Genomic DNA, 15110 nt, shown 5'->3' with positions numbered 1-15110 from the left:
GTTCTGAACCACGCCGTCACTCTAGGGCTGCCGCTCGCCAGGACCGCCGCCAGGCTGCGGCAGGCCCGCACGGTCCCGCTCCAGCTCCCGCAGGCGGAAGCGCTGGAGCTTGCCGGTCGGGGTGCGCGGCAGCGCGCCGGTGAAGACGAACCGGTGCGGGCACTTGTATCCGGCCAGCTCCGCCTTCACGAACTGCCGCAGCCGCTCGGCCGTGCCGCTGTCCGGCTCGACCCCGGCGGCGAGCACCACATGGGCGACCACCAACTGCCCCCGGCGCTCGTCGGGGCGGCCCACCACGGCGGCCTCGCACACGTCGGGGTGGTGCAGCAGCGCCTCTTCGACCTCGGGGCCGGAGACGTTGTGCCCCGCAGAAATGATCATGTCGTCGGCGCGTCCCACGAAGCGGAAGTAACCCTCCGCGTCGCGCACATAGGTGTCCCCTGTGAGATTCCAGCCGTCGCGTACGTACACGCGCTGGCGCGCGTCCGCCAGGTAGCGGCAGCCGACCGGGCCGCGCACCGCCAGCAGCCCCGGGGTACCGTCCGGCACCGGTACCAGCGACCCCCGCTCGTCCCGGGTGACGATCCGCGCCTGGTAGCCGGGCACCGGGACTCCCGTACGGCCGGGCCGGATCGCCTCGTCGGCGGCGGAGATGAAGATGTGCAGCATCTCGGTTGCCCCGATCCCGTCGATGATCCGCAGCCCCGTACGCGCGTGCCAGGCTTCCCAGGTGGCGGCGGGCAGATGCTCACCGGCCGAGACGCAGCGGCGCAGCGAGGACAGGTCGTACGGACCGCCGGGGCCGGGAGCGTCCAGCAGCGGCAGCATCGCCCGGTAGGCGGTCGGCGCGGTGAACAGCACCGAGACCCGGTGTGCCGTGATCGCCTCCAGCGTCCGGGCCGCACCGCTCCACTGCTCCAGCAGCGCCGAGGCGCCCGCCCGCAGCGGAAAGACCACGAGCCCGCCCAGCCCGAAGGTGAAGCCGAGCGGCGGCGTTCCCCCGAACACGTCGTCGGCGCTGGGCCGCAGCACCCGCGTGGCGAAGGTGTCCGCTATGGCGAGCACGTCCCGGTGGAAGTGCACACAGCCTTTGGGGTCCCCGGTTGTGCCGGAGGTGAACGCGATCAGCGCCACGTCGTCGGCTGCCGTGTCCACCGCCTCGAACCGGTCGGGCATGGCGGCCGCCGTGCGCAGCAGATCCTCCTCGCCTCCTCCCGGGTGGTGGGTAGTGTCCCCGGTGCCGAACAGCCTCGTACGCAGGCCCGGAACCTCGGCCCTGGCCAGCTCGTCCGCCACCCGCGCGTCGCACAGCGCGTGCGATATCCGTGCCAGTCGGCAGACGGTGGCCAACTCGCGCGCCCGGTGCGCCGCCAGCACGGTCACCGCCACGGCGCCCGCCTTCATCACCGCCAGCCAGCAGGCGGCCAGATAGGGACTGGTGGGCCCGCGCAGCAGCACCCGGTTGCCCGGCACCACCCCCATCTCCCGCGTCAGCACATGGGCCAGCCGGTCGACGGTGGCGCGCAGTTCGCCGTACGACCAGGTGCTGCGCGGTACCTGCCCGCCCTCTTCTTCGGCCGCCGGGAGTCCGCCGCAGTGGAACGCAGGACGGTCGGCGCCGAGCCGCTCGACGGTGCGGTCCAGCAGTGCGGCACCGCAGTTGAGGCGGGCCGGATACGCCAGGTCCGGGTCGTCGAGCAGGAGCTCTGGCCACTGGTCGCTGGGCGGCAGATGGTCCCGTACGAAGGTGTCGACGTGCGCGGACGGAGTCGGAATCATGACCGGTCTACCCCCTCGCGGGCGGCCTTCCGAACGCCGGCCGACGGTCGGCGGGCCGCCGACGGCGCCGGGTGCGGCAGGTGGCGATGAGCGTAACGCGTTGGTGACGACAGTCAATGGTCCGCGATAGACAGGAGATGGTGGCCCGCGCGTGCGGGCCGCATCGGGTCGCACCGGGCCACGGCCGAGGGAGCCGCCATGACCACCACCCCGCCACCCACCACCTCGTTCGCGCTCACCCCCGAACAGCGCGCCTGGTGCGCACAGTTGCGCACCCTGGGCACCGAACGGCTCGCCCCGCTGGTCACCGAGGGCGAGGCCGGGCGTGTCAACAGGACGTTGCTGCGCGCCCTCGGCGAGCTCGGACTGCTGGCCCGCGCGGTGCCCGGCGCACCCCCGTGGCGCCGGGTCGCCGCCCTCGACCTGTGTCTGCTCCGCGAATCCCTGGCGTACTCCTGTCCCGAGGCCGAGACGGCGCTCGCCCTCCAGGGGCTCGGCGCGGGACCCGTCGCGGACGTGGGAACGGCCGAACAGCGGGCGCGCTGGCTGCCCGCCGTCGCCGCGGGGGAGGCGGTCGCGGCGTTCGCACTGAGCGAGCCCGACGCGGGCAGCGATGCCGCGGCGCTGGCGCTGCGCGCCGAGCCGGAGGCGCGCAGTCGGAACGACATGGGCGGTACTGGGGCGACCGGCGGTACGGGCGGCTGGCGGCTGACCGGGACCAAGACCTGGATCTCCAACGCGCCCTGGGCCGACTTCTACACCGTCTTCGCCCGCACCGGCGAGGCGCCCGGCTCCCGCGGAGTGACCGCGTTCCTCGTCCCCGCCGACCGGCCGGGGCTCAGCGGCAGGCCGCTCGACATGCTGGCGCCGCACGCCCTCGGCACCCTCACCTTCGACGCCGTACCCGTCACACGCGCCGACCGGCTCGGCGAGCCCGGCGCGGGCTTCCGGGTGGCCATGCGCACCCTCAACCTCTTCCGGCCCAGCGTCGGCGCGTTCGCCGTCGGCATGGCGCAGGCGGCGCTGGATGCCTCGCTGGCCCACGCCGGTCGGCGGCCCGCGTTCGGCGGCGTCCTGCGCGATCTGCAGGCCGTCTCGCATCAGTTGGCGGAGATGGCGACCCGTACGGAGGCGGCGAGGCTGCTGGTGTACGCGGCCGCCTGCGCGTACGACAGCGACGAGGCGGGCGGCAACGACGTGGCGCTGCGTGCGGCCATGGCCAAGCTGCTGGCGACCGAGACCGCGCAGTACGTGGTGGACGCCGCCGTCCAGATCCACGGGGCTGCGGCGCTCCAGCGCGGGCACCTGCTCGAACACCTCTACCGCGAGGTGCGCGCACCCCGCATCTACGAGGGCGCGAGCGAAGTGCAGCGCACTCTCATCGCCAAGGAGTTGTACAAGGAGAAGGAGAAGCACAAGGAGAAGCCCGAGGAGCTGTACAAGGAGACGAACAAGGAGGCGCGGCACCCATGAGCAGCACGAGCTCCGATTCCGCCGACGGCAGCGCCCTGCACCGGATCAACCCCGCGGAGCTCTCCCCGCCACGCGGCTTCTCGCACGCGGTGACGGCCACCGGCTCGCGGCTGGTCTTCCTCGCGGGCCAGACGGCCCTGGACGGCGCCGGCCGCATCGCCGCGCACACCCTCCCCGGCCAGTTCCGCACCGCGCTCGGCAACCTTCTCGCCGCGCTCGCCGCGTGCGGCGGTGCCCCTGCCGACCTCGCCCGCGTCACCGTCTACACGACGGACGTGCCGGGCTACCGCGCTCACGCGGCCGAACTCGGCCGCATCTGGCGCGAACTCGCGGGCCGCGACTACCCCGCGATGGCGGTCATCGGCGCGGTCCGGCTCTGGGACGAGGAGGCGCACATCGAACTGGACGGCGTCGCGGTGCTGCCGTAATGACGCCGCGCCCTCCCCCTGCACGCACTCACCCTTCGCGCCGTCTACGACGCCGGTGCTCCGCAACGCGGCTGCGCGTGGCGCAGGCCCGCGAACAATAGCGCTGCGGCGCACCGGGTCCGGCCCCGAGGAAGAGCCGTCGGCAGCCCGGCGCCGCGCACTCGCCCCAGGCGACATCGCCGCGCTCGCTCAGCAGCCGCGCGAGAGCCAGCGCGGCACTCGCGGTGAACCAGTCGGCCCAGCTCGCGTCGTCGCCCCGGTCGACGTGCAGATGCCAGGCATGACCGTCATGCCGGCTCAACCGAGGACGCGCGGCACAGCGCTCCAGCAGCACGTTGAGCGCCTCGGCCGCACGGTCGGTCTCCGTCTGGGCCAGCACCTGCTCCGTCAGTGCAGCGACCGCGCGGCGCAGCGCTGCCGCCTCGCCCTCCGTCAGGCCGCGCAACTCCCGTTCCGTCTCGCCGTGTCTGGCCAGGACGGCGGCCATCGCCTCCCGGGGAAGCTCCGGGTCCGCGCGTACGGCGTTCGCCAGCTCGATCAGCCTCTCACCGGGCCGGAACCCGCCCCAGGGTTCCCCACGCTGCTCCATGTAACGCATTATATAAGTAAGCCGTTACACATGGGTGCCGGAGCGGGGAGCCGCGCGGATGACGACGTATCTGGCCACGGCCTTCCTGGCACGGCTCGCGGACGAGGGCGTCGGCATCGCGCTGGCACTGCTGGCGGTCGAGCGGACGGCCGGCCACAGCCCGGAACTGGGCGCCTACGTCCTGGCCGCCTGGCTGGCACCGCACGCGGTGGCGGCGCCGCTGGTCGGCGCACTGGCCGCACGAGCCGGAGCGCCGCGCCTCTTCCACTGTTGCGCGCTGGCCGTCTTCGGCGCGGCGATCGCCCTGCTGGGCCTGACCCTGGGGCGGGCACCACTGCCACTGGTTCTGGCCGCCGCACTGGTCGGAGGCAGCGTGGGCCCTGTCGTCAGCGGCGGCCTCTCCAGCCTGGTGGCCTCCCTCGGCCCCGCCGGACAGCCCCGCACCCGGGCCTTCGCCCTGGACGCCACCACCTACAACGCCGCCGCCGTCACCGCACCGGCCGCCGTCAGCGCCATCGCGGCAGCCGCCTCCGCGAGCCTGGCGACGACGCTGCTCGCCGCCTCAGCGACCAGCGCGGCCCTGCTCTCCACTGCCCTGCGGCTGCCCACGGACCGGCACGCGCCGGGGGCGCCCGACCCCGCCCCTGGGCCCGGTGTGCTCACCATCGGCTTCCGCGCCCTGTGGCACGTTCGTCCATTGCGGGCCATCACTCTGGCGACCTGTGTGGCCTTTCTGGGCGTCGGTGCGCTCCCGGTCACGAGTGTGCTGCTCGCGCAGCAGCGGGGCGGGCCGGGTGCGGGCGGGGTGCTGATGACGGCGTTCGCGGTGGGCGGGCTCGCCGGTTCGCTGGGGACGGCGCGGTGGCGGCGCGCGCCAGGGCCGGTACGGCTGGCCCTGTTCAGCCTGTTGCTGACCGCCACCGCGCTGGCGGCTGCGGCGCTCATCCCGCAACTCCCGCTGGTCGTCGCGCTGTTCGCCCTCGCAGGGCTGGGCGACGGTCCGCTGTTGACCGCCACCCTGCGCCTGCGCGCCGACCACGCACCCGAGGGCGCCCGCACCCAGGTCTTCACCCTGGGCGCAGGACTCAAGCTGACCTCGGCAGCCCTGGGCACCGCATTCGTCGGCACCCTCGCCCACCTCCCGGCGGGGGCCCTCACCTTGCTCGTGGCGGCGCTGCACCTGGCTGCCGGTGCGCTCCTGTGGGCACTGGGCCCGGCTCTGGTCCGCAAGCCGACCGGTCCGGGGATCAGCACCGACGGGCCGTTGACGCCTGACGTGCCGGGTGATGGCCTGTGACCGTGGAATCAGGTCAGGTCGGCGTGCTTGCCGCCCGGGCGGAGGAGGCAGGGTGCGAGTTGTCGTGATCGGGGCCGGGATCGTCGGCGCGGCCGCGGCGTACGAGCTGGTAAGGGCGGGCGCCGAGGCGGTCCTGGTCGACGCCGTACACGAGGGCCGTGCCACCGCGGCGGGCGCGGGCATCATCTGCCCCTGGACCGGCCGGATGGCCGACCCACTCGCCGTGGCCGGTGCCGGACACTATCCGGGCCTCCTCGCGGCCCTGGCCGAGGACGGCCGAACCGACGTCGGCCACCGCGAGGTCGGCGCCCTCGTCCTGCTCCCCACCCGACGAAGAAGCCGCCGAACAGGTGCGGGCCCGGGTGGCGGCGCGCGGCGGCCGACCCACACGCGGGCGAGGTCACCACCCTCGACGCAGCCGAGGCCCGACGGCTCTCCCCCGCCCTTGGCCACAGCGGTGGCGGCTTCCAGGGCACTGCCCTCCACCTGTCCGGAGGAGCGCGGCTCGACGGCCGCAGGCTGCAGGCGGCGCTCGTCGCCGCCGCTGAACGACACGGCCTGCGCACCCTCTCCGGTACGGCAAGCCTGGAGGCCCGCGACGGCCGGGTGCACGGCGTACGGGTGGCCGGTGAACTGGTATCGGCCGACGCCGTGGTGGCAGCGGCAGGCGCCTGGTCTCCCGCGCTGCTGGGCCCTGCCGGGGTGCACATCGACGTCGTACCGCAGCGAGGCCAGATCGTGCACCTGCGGCTGCCCGGCTCGGACACGTCCGACTGGCCGGTCGTCCTGCCCAGCGGCAGCGGCCACTACCTGCTCACCTTCGACGACTCCCGCGTCGTCGTCGGCGCCACCCGCGAGGACGGCACCGGCTTCGACCACCGCGTCACGGCGGGTGGCCTCGCCGAGGTCCTCCGGCACGCTCTCGCGGTGGCTCCGGGCCTGGCGGGGGCCACACACCTGGAGACCCGGGCCGCTTCCGCCCGACGAGCCCGGACGGGCAGCCCCTGCTGGGCACCGTCGCCCCGCTGCAGGGCCTGGTGGTCGCTGGGGGCACCTCCCGGCCGGAGGCTGGGGGAGGCCTCGGTTCAGGGGGCCTGACGGCCGGTCCGTACGCGGGCGCCGTCGCCGCTCGCCTGGCCCTCGGCCGCGTCCCGGAACCCCACCCTGCCGTCCAGCTGGACCTGACACCGTACGACCCGATGCGGTTCGCCCCGACCTGACGCCGCGTCGCCCGCCCGGTCACCCCCTTGGGCGCTGTCCTCTCGCGAGGCGATCCCGGCCGGGGGAGGGTGGGAACGCCCGGCACCCCCGTGAGGAGGCCGCACCATGCGCATGCTGCTGAAGGCCAGGCTGGACACGGAAAAGGGCTCCGAGCTGATCGCGAGCGGCAGGATGGCCCAGGTGCTCGAATCCCTGCTTGAGCGACTCCGACCGGAGGCCGCCTACTTCACCCCGGACAGAGGGCACCGCAGCTGCCTGTTCGTCTTCGACATGGAGGACTCCTCCCAACTGGTGACCCTCACCGAGCCTCTCTTCCGAGAGCTGGGCGCCGAGGTGACGGTCCAGCCCGCGATGAACCTCGACGACGTCAAACGCGGGCTGGCCTCCCTCAAAGGCTGACCCCTGCTTGCAGCTCGGCTCGGACGGTCTTGCCGCTCGGCGGATAGGGCACGGTGTCCCAGTGGTCGGCCAAGGCGGCGACCAGGGACAGACCGTGCCCACTCGTACGCAGCGCACCGGGCTCGGTCTCCGGCGGCGGCAGGTGCGGCCGCAGCTCCCCGCGTGCATCGGTGACCTCCACACGCAGGCGGGCCGCCGCCGGGTCGAAAGCGAGCGTGAGCCGGAAGCTGCGGCCGGGTACGCGGCCGTGGAGCGCGGCGTTGGCAGCGAGCTCCGCGATGACAACTTCAGCACGCTCTGTAATGTCTTGCGGAACGCCCCAGCGTCGAAGTTCGGCCACACCGAGCAACCGGGCGAGCCGGGCGCCACGCCGCGTCGATGAGAGCAGCTGAGTGAAGGTGCGGGCTGGGGCGTCGAGTTGGGAAATGGATCGGTCCATGGAGCCAGCGTGGCGTCCGGAAACCGATGGGTGCGAGCGTGGCACCACGTACGCGGAGTGAGCGTACGGGCACTTGGAGTGGACAGTACGCAGAAAGCCTCGTCACCCTGAGTCGTGAGCGTGACGGCCGTGAGGGGCCGTCACGGTACGGACGGAGAGGGGCGGGCGTATGGACATCGCTGAGGAAGACGCCGACGGACGGCCGGTTCCGGAGGGGGAGTGGGAGCGGGAACCCCACCCGTCGGACAGCTTGCGCACCTTCGGGGCGGTCGTCCAGGCCCTGCGCGAACACGCGGGGCTCAGCCGTACCGAACTGGCCACCCGCGTGCGGTTCTCCAAGCACACGGTGGAGTCCGTCGAGTTGGGACGCCGCATGCCGGACGAGGAGTTCGTGGAGCGCGCGGAGGAAGCACTGGGCAACACGGGCGCCCTGCGGAAGGCCGCTCGCCACCTCACCCGGGGCGAGGCGGGGCTCGCCGCGTGGTTCCGCCGCTGGGCCCGGCTGGAGCGGAAGGCGGTGAGCCTGTGCACGTACGAGTGCCGACTGGTGCCGGGGCTGTTGCAGTCGGAGGCGTATGCAAGAGCCGTATTCGACGGCACGATCCCGCTGCGGACCGACGAGGAGATGGAGACGCAGCTCATCGCCCGAATGGAGCGACAGGCGACGATGAGGGAACGGCCGAAGGCGCCGTTCAGCTTCACCGTTGAGGAATATGTGTTCCGGCGGCGGTTCGGCAACGCGGAGGCGATGCGCGAGCTGGTGGACCACGTCCTGGAGCGCAGTGCCCCGAGGAATGTGACGCTTCAACTGGTTCCGTTGGAGGTTGGGTTGCATGCGTGTCTGGACGGGCCTATGCGCATCTTGGAGACGCCTGCCGGGCAGCGGCTCTGCTACTCGGAGGGGCAGCGGAACGGTCGGCTGATTTCGGACCGGAAAGAGGTGAGACTGCTCTGCCAGCGCTATGACACACTGCGCTCGCAGGCCCTGAGCCCCAAGGAATCCCGGGCCTTGCTGGAGCGACTGCGAGGAGAGCTATGAGCACCGGTACGACGGATCTCGTCTGGTTCAAGTCCAGCTACAGCGGCAGTGACGGCGACGACTGCGTGGAGGTCGCGATCGCCGAACAGGCCGTCCACGTACGTGACTCCAAGGACGTGTTCCGTCAGCCGTTCGCGGTGGGCCGTGAGGGCTGGAGCCAGTTCGTGCGGTTCGCGACGGGGCGCTGAGGGGCAGGCTCAGCTCCAACTCGGTGTAGGTCCGACCAGCCCCCTGAACGGAACCGGCCGGCCCGTGATGGCGTCGAGCAGGACCCGGTCCCGCAGGGGCCGGTCCAGCTTCACCGTGACCTGTTGCAGCTTTGCCTGCTTGGTGCAGTGGCCGCCCTTCTCCCGCTTGCCGACGGTGGCCGACAGCACGACGCTCTCGCGCGTCTCCAGCGCCTTCACCACGGGCCCGTTGTCGCACACACCATGCTGAGCGACCACGGTCACCGAGCGGCCATCGTCGGCGATGCGCACGAGGTGATGGAGGCTGAAGCCGGAAACGTCGCTGGTCGGCTTGATGGGCGGCGTGGGGAGTTTCGACGGGACGACGGCGGCTCGTTTGAGGGGGGAGTCGTACCCGTCCAGGGTGAACAACCAGGCGGGGACGGTCGCCTTGCCACGGTTGGTGTCCACGGTCATAGTGCCAAGCTTCGCCCCGGTCACCGTCAGGTGTGGCCGTTCATCCCCACTACCCGCCAGGCTCTTGTACGCCTCGCGGGCCCCGACCACGGGCCGTTGGAGGGATCGGCCACCTCTCCTGGTCACCTTGCCGTCCTTCGGCGAGGCGTCGGGAAGCTCGCCCCGCAAGATGAAGTTCCGATCCCTGAGGGCCCGCTTGTCGGCTTGGCTGTGCAGCCCACCGCTCGGCAACTGGATCACATCTCCCATGGGGTGGTAGCCGGCGCGCCATTTGGCGGCGGCCGCTGCCCCGTCCCAGGCTTCGGCGACCTGCCGGGCCCGGTGTGCCAGTTCGTCCGTATCGCCGCTGGATGACTCCTGCTGGCTGCCGCACCCGGCAAGGCCGCTGAGGGCAGCCATGAAAAGGGCACACGCAGCGAGTCGGCCAACGGTACGCGGTGCTCTGATGCGCATGTGAGCTCCAGAACGGACGAACAAGTGGGGGTGCTCTTCTGACGCAGCCCGACCAGGGCGGGTTTCACCGGCAGGCGGAGGCGGCTGGGACGGCGGCGCGTCGTCAGTAGACGTGCAGCCCACGCTCGTTCAACAGCCGCTGTACCGGTTCGAAGTAGTTCCAGTATGTGCCGCTGGATGAGGAACTGCACTTCGTCTCGTCGGTGCCCCCGGAGAGCAGGCCCAGCGCCGTCGACCCGGTGAGCAGGGGGCCGCCGCTGTCGCCGTGCAGAGCACAGACGTTGGACTCGTGCATGCCGTACATCTTCTTACCGTCGATGGTGACCGTCACCTTGACGTTGGTGATGATGCCCGTCTTGTCCTGGCTGGTGACGCCGATCCGGTCGACGCTCTCACCTCCGACGCCGAAACGGGACTTGGTGATGTCCTTGTAGGTGCCTCCCCAGTACCGGACGGAGCCAACCGGATGGATGCCGGAGTCACTCGCCCGGACCGTGGCACAGTCGCCGCACCGCCAGGGGGACGCATCGGTTCCGCCCCCGTTCCGGTAGAAGTTCTGGTTGCCGATCCTCTGGTCGTTCCAGTTCATGTACCAGGTGTTGCCGGTGCCCGGTACGCAGTGGCCGGCGGTGAGGGTGTAGACCGCCCCTGAGGAGTTCTTCGCGTTGAACCCGGCTGAGCAGAGCATGCCCGAGGAGTAGATCCCGTTGCCACCGCGGATATCGGTGGCCTTGAAGCTCAGCTTGCTCCTGACCCGGTCGACGCGTATCGCGTCGGAGTGCGCCGCTGCGACCTTCTCGATCCGGGCCCGCCCGGCGGCGGGCGCCCCGTCGAATATCTTGACCTGCACCCGGTTGGTCTCGGCCTCGGCGGACCACGCCGTGTTGTCGATGGTTCCGAGGCTGTCGAGCTCGTTGCGGAGGGCCGTGAGCTCTGCCGTGCTGCGCTTCACGCGCTTCGCGGTTCCCCCTGCATTCCGGACGGTACGCTCGGCGGCCTGGTCGGTCACCGTGACGACGAGGCGCCCGTCCTGGTAGTAGACACCGCCGGTCCGGTCCTCGCCGAGCTTCGTCGCCAAGGCTTCCGCCCGAGCGGGGTCCGTAAGTGGCTTCGGCGACTCATCGGCGGATGCCGGCACCGCCGCGGCGACGGTGACGAGAAGCGCAGCGGCGCCCACCTGTAAGAGTCTCTTTCTGACCTTCCCCATGTGCCGCCTCCCAGGGCTCTTGTGACACCAATAGCTGTCATGTGCACCAAGGCAGCGAGCTTAAGCGAGGGAGCAGCCAACCACGCCTGTGTGACGCAAGGTGGCAATGAGAGTTCCGCTTCCGCCACTCCGTTCCAGCCAGCAGGGCACGCCAGCCGGCTGCTCAGAGCGAGCGGAACGGGGCAACTGATTTCGGACCGGAAAGAGGCGAGTCTGCTCTGCCGTCGCCATGACACACTGCGCGCTCAGGTTCCTGAGCCTCAGAAATCCCGGCCCTGCCGGAGCGACTGCGAGGAGGGAGAGCCATGAGCAGTGGCACGACGGAACTCGCCTGGTTCAAGTCCAGCTACAGCGGTAGTGACGGCGACAGCCGCGTGGAGGTTGCGATGGCGGAAGAGGCGGTCAACGTACGCGACTCCAAGGACGCGGCCCACCGGCTTCTCACAGTGGGCCGCGCGGGCTGGAGTCAGGTCGTGCACTTCGCAGCGCGGCGCTGAGGGCGCCGGAGGACGACGTCTCGCCGCCCGGGGCATGCCTCGGGCGGCGAACGGTCCGCAGCTCACGTACGGGGGTGTGGAGCCAGTTGTTCCGTCTCTCAGGGCGTTCCTCAACGAAATGAACTTCGTGAACCGGCCTGAGGCGGAGGGACTCCGCGGGGGGAGTCGCCGCTCAGATGTCGCGGAACGTCTCGATCTGCGCTCCCACCTCGTTGAGGCGTTCGGCGAGGTCCTCGTAGCCGCGGTTGATGACGTACACGTTCCGCAGTACCGAGGTGCCCTCCGCCGCCAGCATGGCCAGCAGCACCACGACGGCCGGGCGCAGTGCCGGGGGGCACATCATTTCCGCTGCCCGCCAGCGGGTGGGGCCTTCGACCAGTACCCGGTGCGGGTCGAGGAGTTGGAGCCTGCCGCCGAGGCGGTTGAGGTCGGTCAGATAGATGGCGCGGTTGTCGTAGACCCAGTCGTGGATGAGGGTCTTGCCCTGCGCGGAGGCGGCGATGGCCGCGAAGAACGGGACGTTGTCGATGTTGAGGCCAGGGAACGGCATCGGGTGGATCTTGTCGATGGGCGCCTCCAGCTTGGACGGCCGCACCGTCAGATCCGTCAGCCGGGTACGGCCGTTGTCGGCCGCGTACTCCGCGCTGCGGTCGAAGTCGAGGCCCATCTCCTCCAGGACCGCCAGCTCGATCTCCATGAACTCGGCCGGCACCCGGCACACCGTCAGTTCCGACTCGGTGACGACGGCGGCGGCCACCAGGCTCATCGCCTCGACCGGGTCCTCGGAGGGCGAGTAGTCCACGTCCGTGTCGATGACGGGCACGCCGTGCACCGTCAGCGTCGTCGAACCGATGCCTTCGATCCGTACGCCCAGCTGTTCCAGGAAGAAGCACAGGTCCTGGACCATGTAGTTGGACGAGGCGTTGCGGATGACCGTGACGCCGTCGTGCCGGGCGGCGGCCAGCAGCGCGTTCTCCGTGACGGTGTCCCCGCGCTCCGTCAGTACGATCGGCCGTTTGGGTGCGACCCCGGCCTCCACCTCGGCGTGGTAGATGCCCTCCGTCGCGGTGACCGCCAGCCCGAAGTGGCGCAGCGCGCTCATATGCGGCTCGACCGTACGGGTGCCCAGGTCGCAACCGCCCGCGTAGGGAATGCGGAAGCGGTCCATCCGGTGCAGCAGCGGGCCGAGGAACATGATGATGCTCCGGGTGCGGCGCGCGGCCTCCTCGTCGATGGAGTCCAGGTCGAGTTCGGCGGGTGGCACGATCTCCAGGTCCGCGCCACCGTTGATCCACCGGGTGCGCACCCCGATCGAGGAGAGCACCTCCAGGATGCGGTAGACCTCCTCGATCCGGGCGACCCGACGCAGCACCGTACGACCGGAGTTGAGGAGCGAGGCACACAACAGGGCCACGCAGGCGTTCTTGCTCGTCTTGACGTCGATACTGCCGGAGAGGCGCCGTCCGCCCACCACGCGCAGGTGCATCGGGCCCGAATAGCCCAGCGACACGATCTCGCTGTCCAGCGCCTCGGAGATGCGGGCGATCATCTCAAGGCTGATGTTCTGGTTCCCGCGCTCGATCCGGTTGACGGCGCTCTGGCTGGTGCCGAGCGCCTCCGCGAGCTGGGACTGCGTCCAGCCCCTGTGCTGCCGGGCATCGCGGATCAACTGGCCGATACGTGCGAGGTAGTCGTCGGTCATGGAGGAAACCGTATCTCAGATCTGAGATAGGAGCGCGCCCGGGGGTGGTGAGGCGCGTGTGACTGACGGGCAACCGCCCGAATGCCGCAGTCGACTTGCGCGCCCGGCGGTTCCGGTGCATGTGACCGGCGGTCGTTCCTGGCCGTTCCTGGTGGCACGGCCCTGCGTCGTTCCTGATGCACACCCTGGGCCGTTCCAGTGGATGCCACGACCCGTCCGGTCCAGCGCACGCCTCCGGGCGCACTCGCGCGGCGGTCACGGCCGCGACCCGCCCGGGCCCTCGTCGCGCGCCCTGAGTACCAGCTTGTTGACGGCCCACAGCGCGACGCCCAGCAGCACCAGGACGCCCGCCCTGAGGTAGACCCCGGCGGAGCGGTCCGCCAGTGGGCTCGCCAGGATCAGTGCGGTGACGGCGCCCAGTACGGGCAGCGGGGTGGGGACCCGGAAGTGAGGGTGCGCCACCTGGTCGCGGCGCAGCACGAGCACGGCGACGTTCACCACGGCGAAGACGCACAGCAGCAGGAACGACGTGGTGTCGCCGAGCCCGGCGATCTCGCCCGTCGAGACCAGTCCGAGGGCCAGCAGCGTCACGAAGACGATCCCGGCCACAGGGGTGCGGCGGCCCGGCAGCACTCTGCCCATTCCGCGGGGCAGGATGCGCTCGTTCGCCATGCCGTAGCACAGGCGCGAGGCCATCATGATGTTGATCAGCGCGGAGTTGGCCACCGCGAACAGGGCGATCAGCGCGAACAGCCGGTGCGGGAAGGCGATCCCGCCCGCCTTGACCACCTCCAGCAGCGGCCCGCTGGAGGCCGCCAGTGTGCTCGTCGGCACCAGCAGCGAGGAGACCAGCGCGACGAGGACGTAGACGGTGCCGGTGACCGCTACACCGATGAAGATGCCGCGCGGGAAGGTGCGCTGCGGTTCCACCGTCTCCTCGGCCATGTTGACCGAGTCCTCGAAGCCCACGAAAGCGAAGAACCCCAGTGCGGTGGCGCCGAGCACCCCGGACAGCAGTGCGTAGCCGGTGCCCCCGGTCTCCAGGTCGCCCAGCCTGGCAGGCTCGCCGTCGCCGGTGAGGACGGCGGCCAGGCCGATTCCGAGGATGACGAGCAGACCGGTCAGCTCGACCAGGGTGAAGACGACGTTGGCCTTGACCGACTCCGAGACGCCGCGCAGGTTCAGCGCTGCGAGCGCCAGGATGAACAGGACGGCCGCGAGGGTCGCCGGCACGGTGCCGTTCGTCAGCTCGTCCAGGTAGTCCCCGCCGAAGGCGAGCGCTGCCGCGCTGGCTGAGGACAGCCCGGAACACATCACCATGAAGGCGACGAGGAACGTCAGAAAGGGCACCTTGAACGCGCGCTGGGTGTAGAGCGCGGCACCGGCGGCCTTCGGGTACTTGCCGACCAGCTCCACGTACGAGGCGGCCGTCAGTATCGCCACGGCGAAACCGATCGCGAACGGCAGCCACAGCGCTCCGCCGACCTTTCCCGCGACCTTGCCCGTGGTGGCGTAGATGCCGGTGCCCAGGATGTCGCCGATCACGAACAGGATCAGCAGTCTGGGCCCGATGGCCCGCTTGAGCGTCGGCTCGTGCGGCTCTCGGGGGCCGAGGGGTGCGGTGTCGGGCGGGCCGTTGCTGGACACGGAGACCACTGTGGGGCAGCCGTGGCCTCTCGTCCACGGGGCCCCGTCCACGGGCCCGCGCGTGTCGGAGCCGCGTACGTCGGCGCCGCACCGACCGGCGCCGCACCGACCGGCGCCGCACGTGTCGGCGCCGCACGCGGTGGGCACTCGGGGGCAGGCATGACCGGCGGGCGGTCGTGTACTAGAGTTATCTCGACATCGAGATAACTGGCGACGGCATACGTCGCGGTCGCTGTCGCAGGGCGAGATCGAGTCGGCGTCGGTAGTAGTGGCGTCGGCAAGGGTTGGTAAGGCTT

The 15110-nt window shown here is 71.2% G+C and carries 15 protein-coding genes and 1 pseudogene; 9 read left to right on the top strand and 7 right to left on the bottom strand.

The window, feature by feature from the left end:
• Nucleotides 1-21: 21 nt before the first annotated feature.
• Nucleotides 22-1779: an AMP-binding protein gene (locus JW592_RS08490; protein WP_209264305.1), complete on the bottom strand. Its 1758-nt coding sequence runs from the start codon at nucleotides 1777-1779 to the stop codon at nucleotides 22-24.
• Nucleotides 1780-1977: 198 nt separating this feature from the next.
• Here JW592_RS08490 and JW592_RS08485 point away from each other — a divergent pair, with 198 nt between their 5' ends.
• Nucleotides 1978-3252 (top strand): acyl-CoA dehydrogenase family protein, encoded by a 1275-nt coding sequence (locus tag JW592_RS08485; RefSeq protein ID WP_209264304.1) that lies wholly within the window; start codon nucleotides 1978-1980, stop codon nucleotides 3250-3252.
• Nucleotides 3249-3680 carry a RidA family protein gene (locus tag JW592_RS08480; protein ID WP_209264303.1) on the top strand — a complete coding sequence of 144 codons (432 nt, stop codon included), beginning with the start codon at nucleotides 3249-3251 and terminating at the stop codon, nucleotides 3678-3680. The genes JW592_RS08485 and JW592_RS08480 overlap by 4 nt, the downstream gene beginning before the upstream one ends.
• 28 nt (nucleotides 3681-3708) lie before the next feature.
• Here the strand turns inward: JW592_RS08480 and JW592_RS08475 are convergent, their stop codons facing one another.
• The gene (locus tag JW592_RS08475) at nucleotides 3709-4269 is read right to left on the bottom strand and encodes a CGNR zinc finger domain-containing protein (protein WP_209264302.1); all 561 of its coding nucleotides are present in this window, start codon (nucleotides 4267-4269) and stop codon (nucleotides 3709-3711) included.
• Nucleotides 4270-4327: 58 nt separating this feature from the next.
• Here JW592_RS08475 and JW592_RS08470 point away from each other — a divergent pair, with 58 nt between their 5' ends.
• The 4 genes and pseudogenes from JW592_RS08470 (at nucleotide 4328) to JW592_RS08460 (ending at nucleotide 7186) form a co-directional block, all read left to right on the top strand.
• A complete protein-coding gene (locus JW592_RS08470; protein WP_209264301.1) occupies nucleotides 4328-5566 on the top strand; it encodes an MFS transporter in 1239 nt (412 codons plus the stop codon).
• Nucleotides 5556-5834: pseudogene (locus JW592_RS33320) on the top strand (FAD-dependent oxidoreductase); the annotation flags it as partial. The gene JW592_RS08470 and the pseudogene JW592_RS33320, both read left to right, overlap by 11 nt.
• A complete protein-coding gene (locus tag JW592_RS08465) occupies nucleotides 5753-6664 on the top strand; it encodes an NAD(P)/FAD-dependent oxidoreductase (protein ID WP_307805340.1) in 912 nt (303 codons plus the stop codon). The pseudogene JW592_RS33320 and the gene JW592_RS08465, both read left to right, overlap by 82 nt.
• Nucleotides 6665-6892: 228 nt before the next feature.
• Entirely contained in the window at nucleotides 6893-7186 is a 294-nt protein-coding gene (locus JW592_RS08460; protein WP_209264300.1) for a hypothetical protein, read from the top strand.
• Here JW592_RS08460 and JW592_RS08455 read toward each other — a convergent pair.
• A complete protein-coding gene (locus JW592_RS08455; protein ID WP_209264299.1) occupies nucleotides 7176-7625 on the bottom strand; it encodes an ATP-binding protein in 450 nt (149 codons plus the stop codon). The genes JW592_RS08460 and JW592_RS08455 overlap by 11 nt on opposite strands.
• 169 nt (nucleotides 7626-7794) lie before the next feature.
• Between JW592_RS08455 and JW592_RS08450 the strand changes: the two genes are divergently transcribed.
• Nucleotides 7795-8664 carry a helix-turn-helix domain-containing protein gene (locus JW592_RS08450; protein WP_209264298.1) on the top strand — a complete coding sequence of 290 codons (870 nt, stop codon included), beginning with the start codon at nucleotides 7795-7797 and terminating at the stop codon, nucleotides 8662-8664.
• A complete protein-coding gene (locus JW592_RS08445) occupies nucleotides 8661-8852 on the top strand; it encodes a DUF397 domain-containing protein (protein WP_209264297.1) in 192 nt (63 codons plus the stop codon). Before JW592_RS08450 ends, JW592_RS08445 begins: the two co-directional genes overlap by 4 nt.
• 9 nt (nucleotides 8853-8861) lie before the next feature.
• Here JW592_RS08445 and JW592_RS08440 read toward each other — a convergent pair whose 3' ends face one another.
• Nucleotides 8862-9707, bottom strand: a complete 846-nt coding sequence (locus tag JW592_RS08440; RefSeq protein ID WP_209264296.1) for a hypothetical protein — start codon at nucleotides 9705-9707, stop codon at nucleotides 8862-8864.
• Between the two features lie 157 nt (nucleotides 9708-9864).
• Nucleotides 9865-10968 carry a S1 family peptidase gene (locus tag JW592_RS08435; protein ID WP_504739930.1) on the bottom strand — a complete coding sequence of 368 codons (1104 nt, stop codon included), beginning with the start codon at nucleotides 10966-10968 and terminating at the stop codon, nucleotides 9865-9867.
• 305 nt (nucleotides 10969-11273) lie between these two features.
• Here JW592_RS08435 and JW592_RS08430 point away from each other — a divergent pair, with 305 nt between their 5' ends.
• A complete protein-coding gene (locus JW592_RS08430; RefSeq protein ID WP_209264294.1) occupies nucleotides 11274-11465 on the top strand; it encodes a DUF397 domain-containing protein in 192 nt (63 codons plus the stop codon).
• 172 nt (nucleotides 11466-11637) lie between these two features.
• Here JW592_RS08430 and JW592_RS08425 read toward each other — a convergent pair whose 3' ends face one another.
• Nucleotides 11638-13167 carry a helix-turn-helix domain-containing protein gene (locus JW592_RS08425; RefSeq protein WP_209264293.1) on the bottom strand — a complete coding sequence of 510 codons (1530 nt, stop codon included), beginning with the start codon at nucleotides 13165-13167 and terminating at the stop codon, nucleotides 11638-11640.
• Nucleotides 13168-13422: 255 nt separating this feature from the next.
• Complete coding sequence (locus JW592_RS08420) at nucleotides 13423-14814, bottom strand: APC family permease (RefSeq protein ID WP_209264292.1); 1392 nt, start codon at nucleotides 14812-14814, stop codon at nucleotides 13423-13425.
• Between the last annotated feature and the right edge of the window lie 296 nt (nucleotides 14815-15110).

The sequence above is a fragment of the Streptomyces spirodelae genome (genome assembly GCF_017676385.1).
GTDB classification, from domain to species: Bacteria; Actinomycetota; Actinomycetes; order Streptomycetales; family Streptomycetaceae; genus Streptomyces; species Streptomyces spirodelae.
This window is presented reverse-complemented; position numbering and strand designations above follow the sequence as displayed.

Excerpts from the sequence above, each read along its gene's own strand:
- JW592_RS08455 (WP_209264299.1), bottom strand. The coding sequence starts at position 7,625 with ATGGACCGATCCATTTCCCAACTCGACGCCCCAGCCCGCACCTTCACT.
- JW592_RS08450 (WP_209264298.1), top strand. The coding sequence starts at position 7,795 with ATGGACATCGCTGAGGAAGACGCCGACGGACGGCCGGTTCCGGAGGGG.
- JW592_RS08460 (WP_209264300.1), top strand. The coding sequence starts at position 6,893 with ATGCGCATGCTGCTGAAGGCCAGGCTGGACACGGAAAAGGGCTCCGAG.
- JW592_RS08435 (WP_504739930.1), bottom strand. The coding sequence starts at position 10,968 with ATGGGGAAGGTCAGAAAGAGACTCTTACAGGTGGGCGCCGCTGCGCTT.
- JW592_RS08445 (WP_209264297.1), top strand. The coding sequence starts at position 8,661 with ATGAGCACCGGTACGACGGATCTCGTCTGGTTCAAGTCCAGCTACAGC.
- JW592_RS08425 (WP_209264293.1), bottom strand. The coding sequence starts at position 13,167 with ATGACCGACGACTACCTCGCACGTATCGGCCAGTTGATCCGCGATGCC.
- JW592_RS08475 (WP_209264302.1), bottom strand. The coding sequence starts at position 4,269 with ATGGAGCAGCGTGGGGAACCCTGGGGCGGGTTCCGGCCCGGTGAGAGG.
- JW592_RS08470 (WP_209264301.1), top strand. The coding sequence starts at position 4,328 with ATGACGACGTATCTGGCCACGGCCTTCCTGGCACGGCTCGCGGACGAG.
- JW592_RS08490 (WP_209264305.1), bottom strand. The coding sequence starts at position 1,779 with ATGATTCCGACTCCGTCCGCGCACGTCGACACCTTCGTACGGGACCAT.
- JW592_RS08480 (WP_209264303.1), top strand. The coding sequence starts at position 3,249 with ATGAGCAGCACGAGCTCCGATTCCGCCGACGGCAGCGCCCTGCACCGG.
- JW592_RS08485 (WP_209264304.1), top strand. The coding sequence starts at position 1,978 with ATGACCACCACCCCGCCACCCACCACCTCGTTCGCGCTCACCCCCGAA.
- JW592_RS08430 (WP_209264294.1), top strand. The coding sequence starts at position 11,274 with ATGAGCAGTGGCACGACGGAACTCGCCTGGTTCAAGTCCAGCTACAGC.
- JW592_RS08440 (WP_209264296.1), bottom strand. The coding sequence starts at position 9,707 with ATGGCTGCCCTCAGCGGCCTTGCCGGGTGCGGCAGCCAGCAGGAGTCA.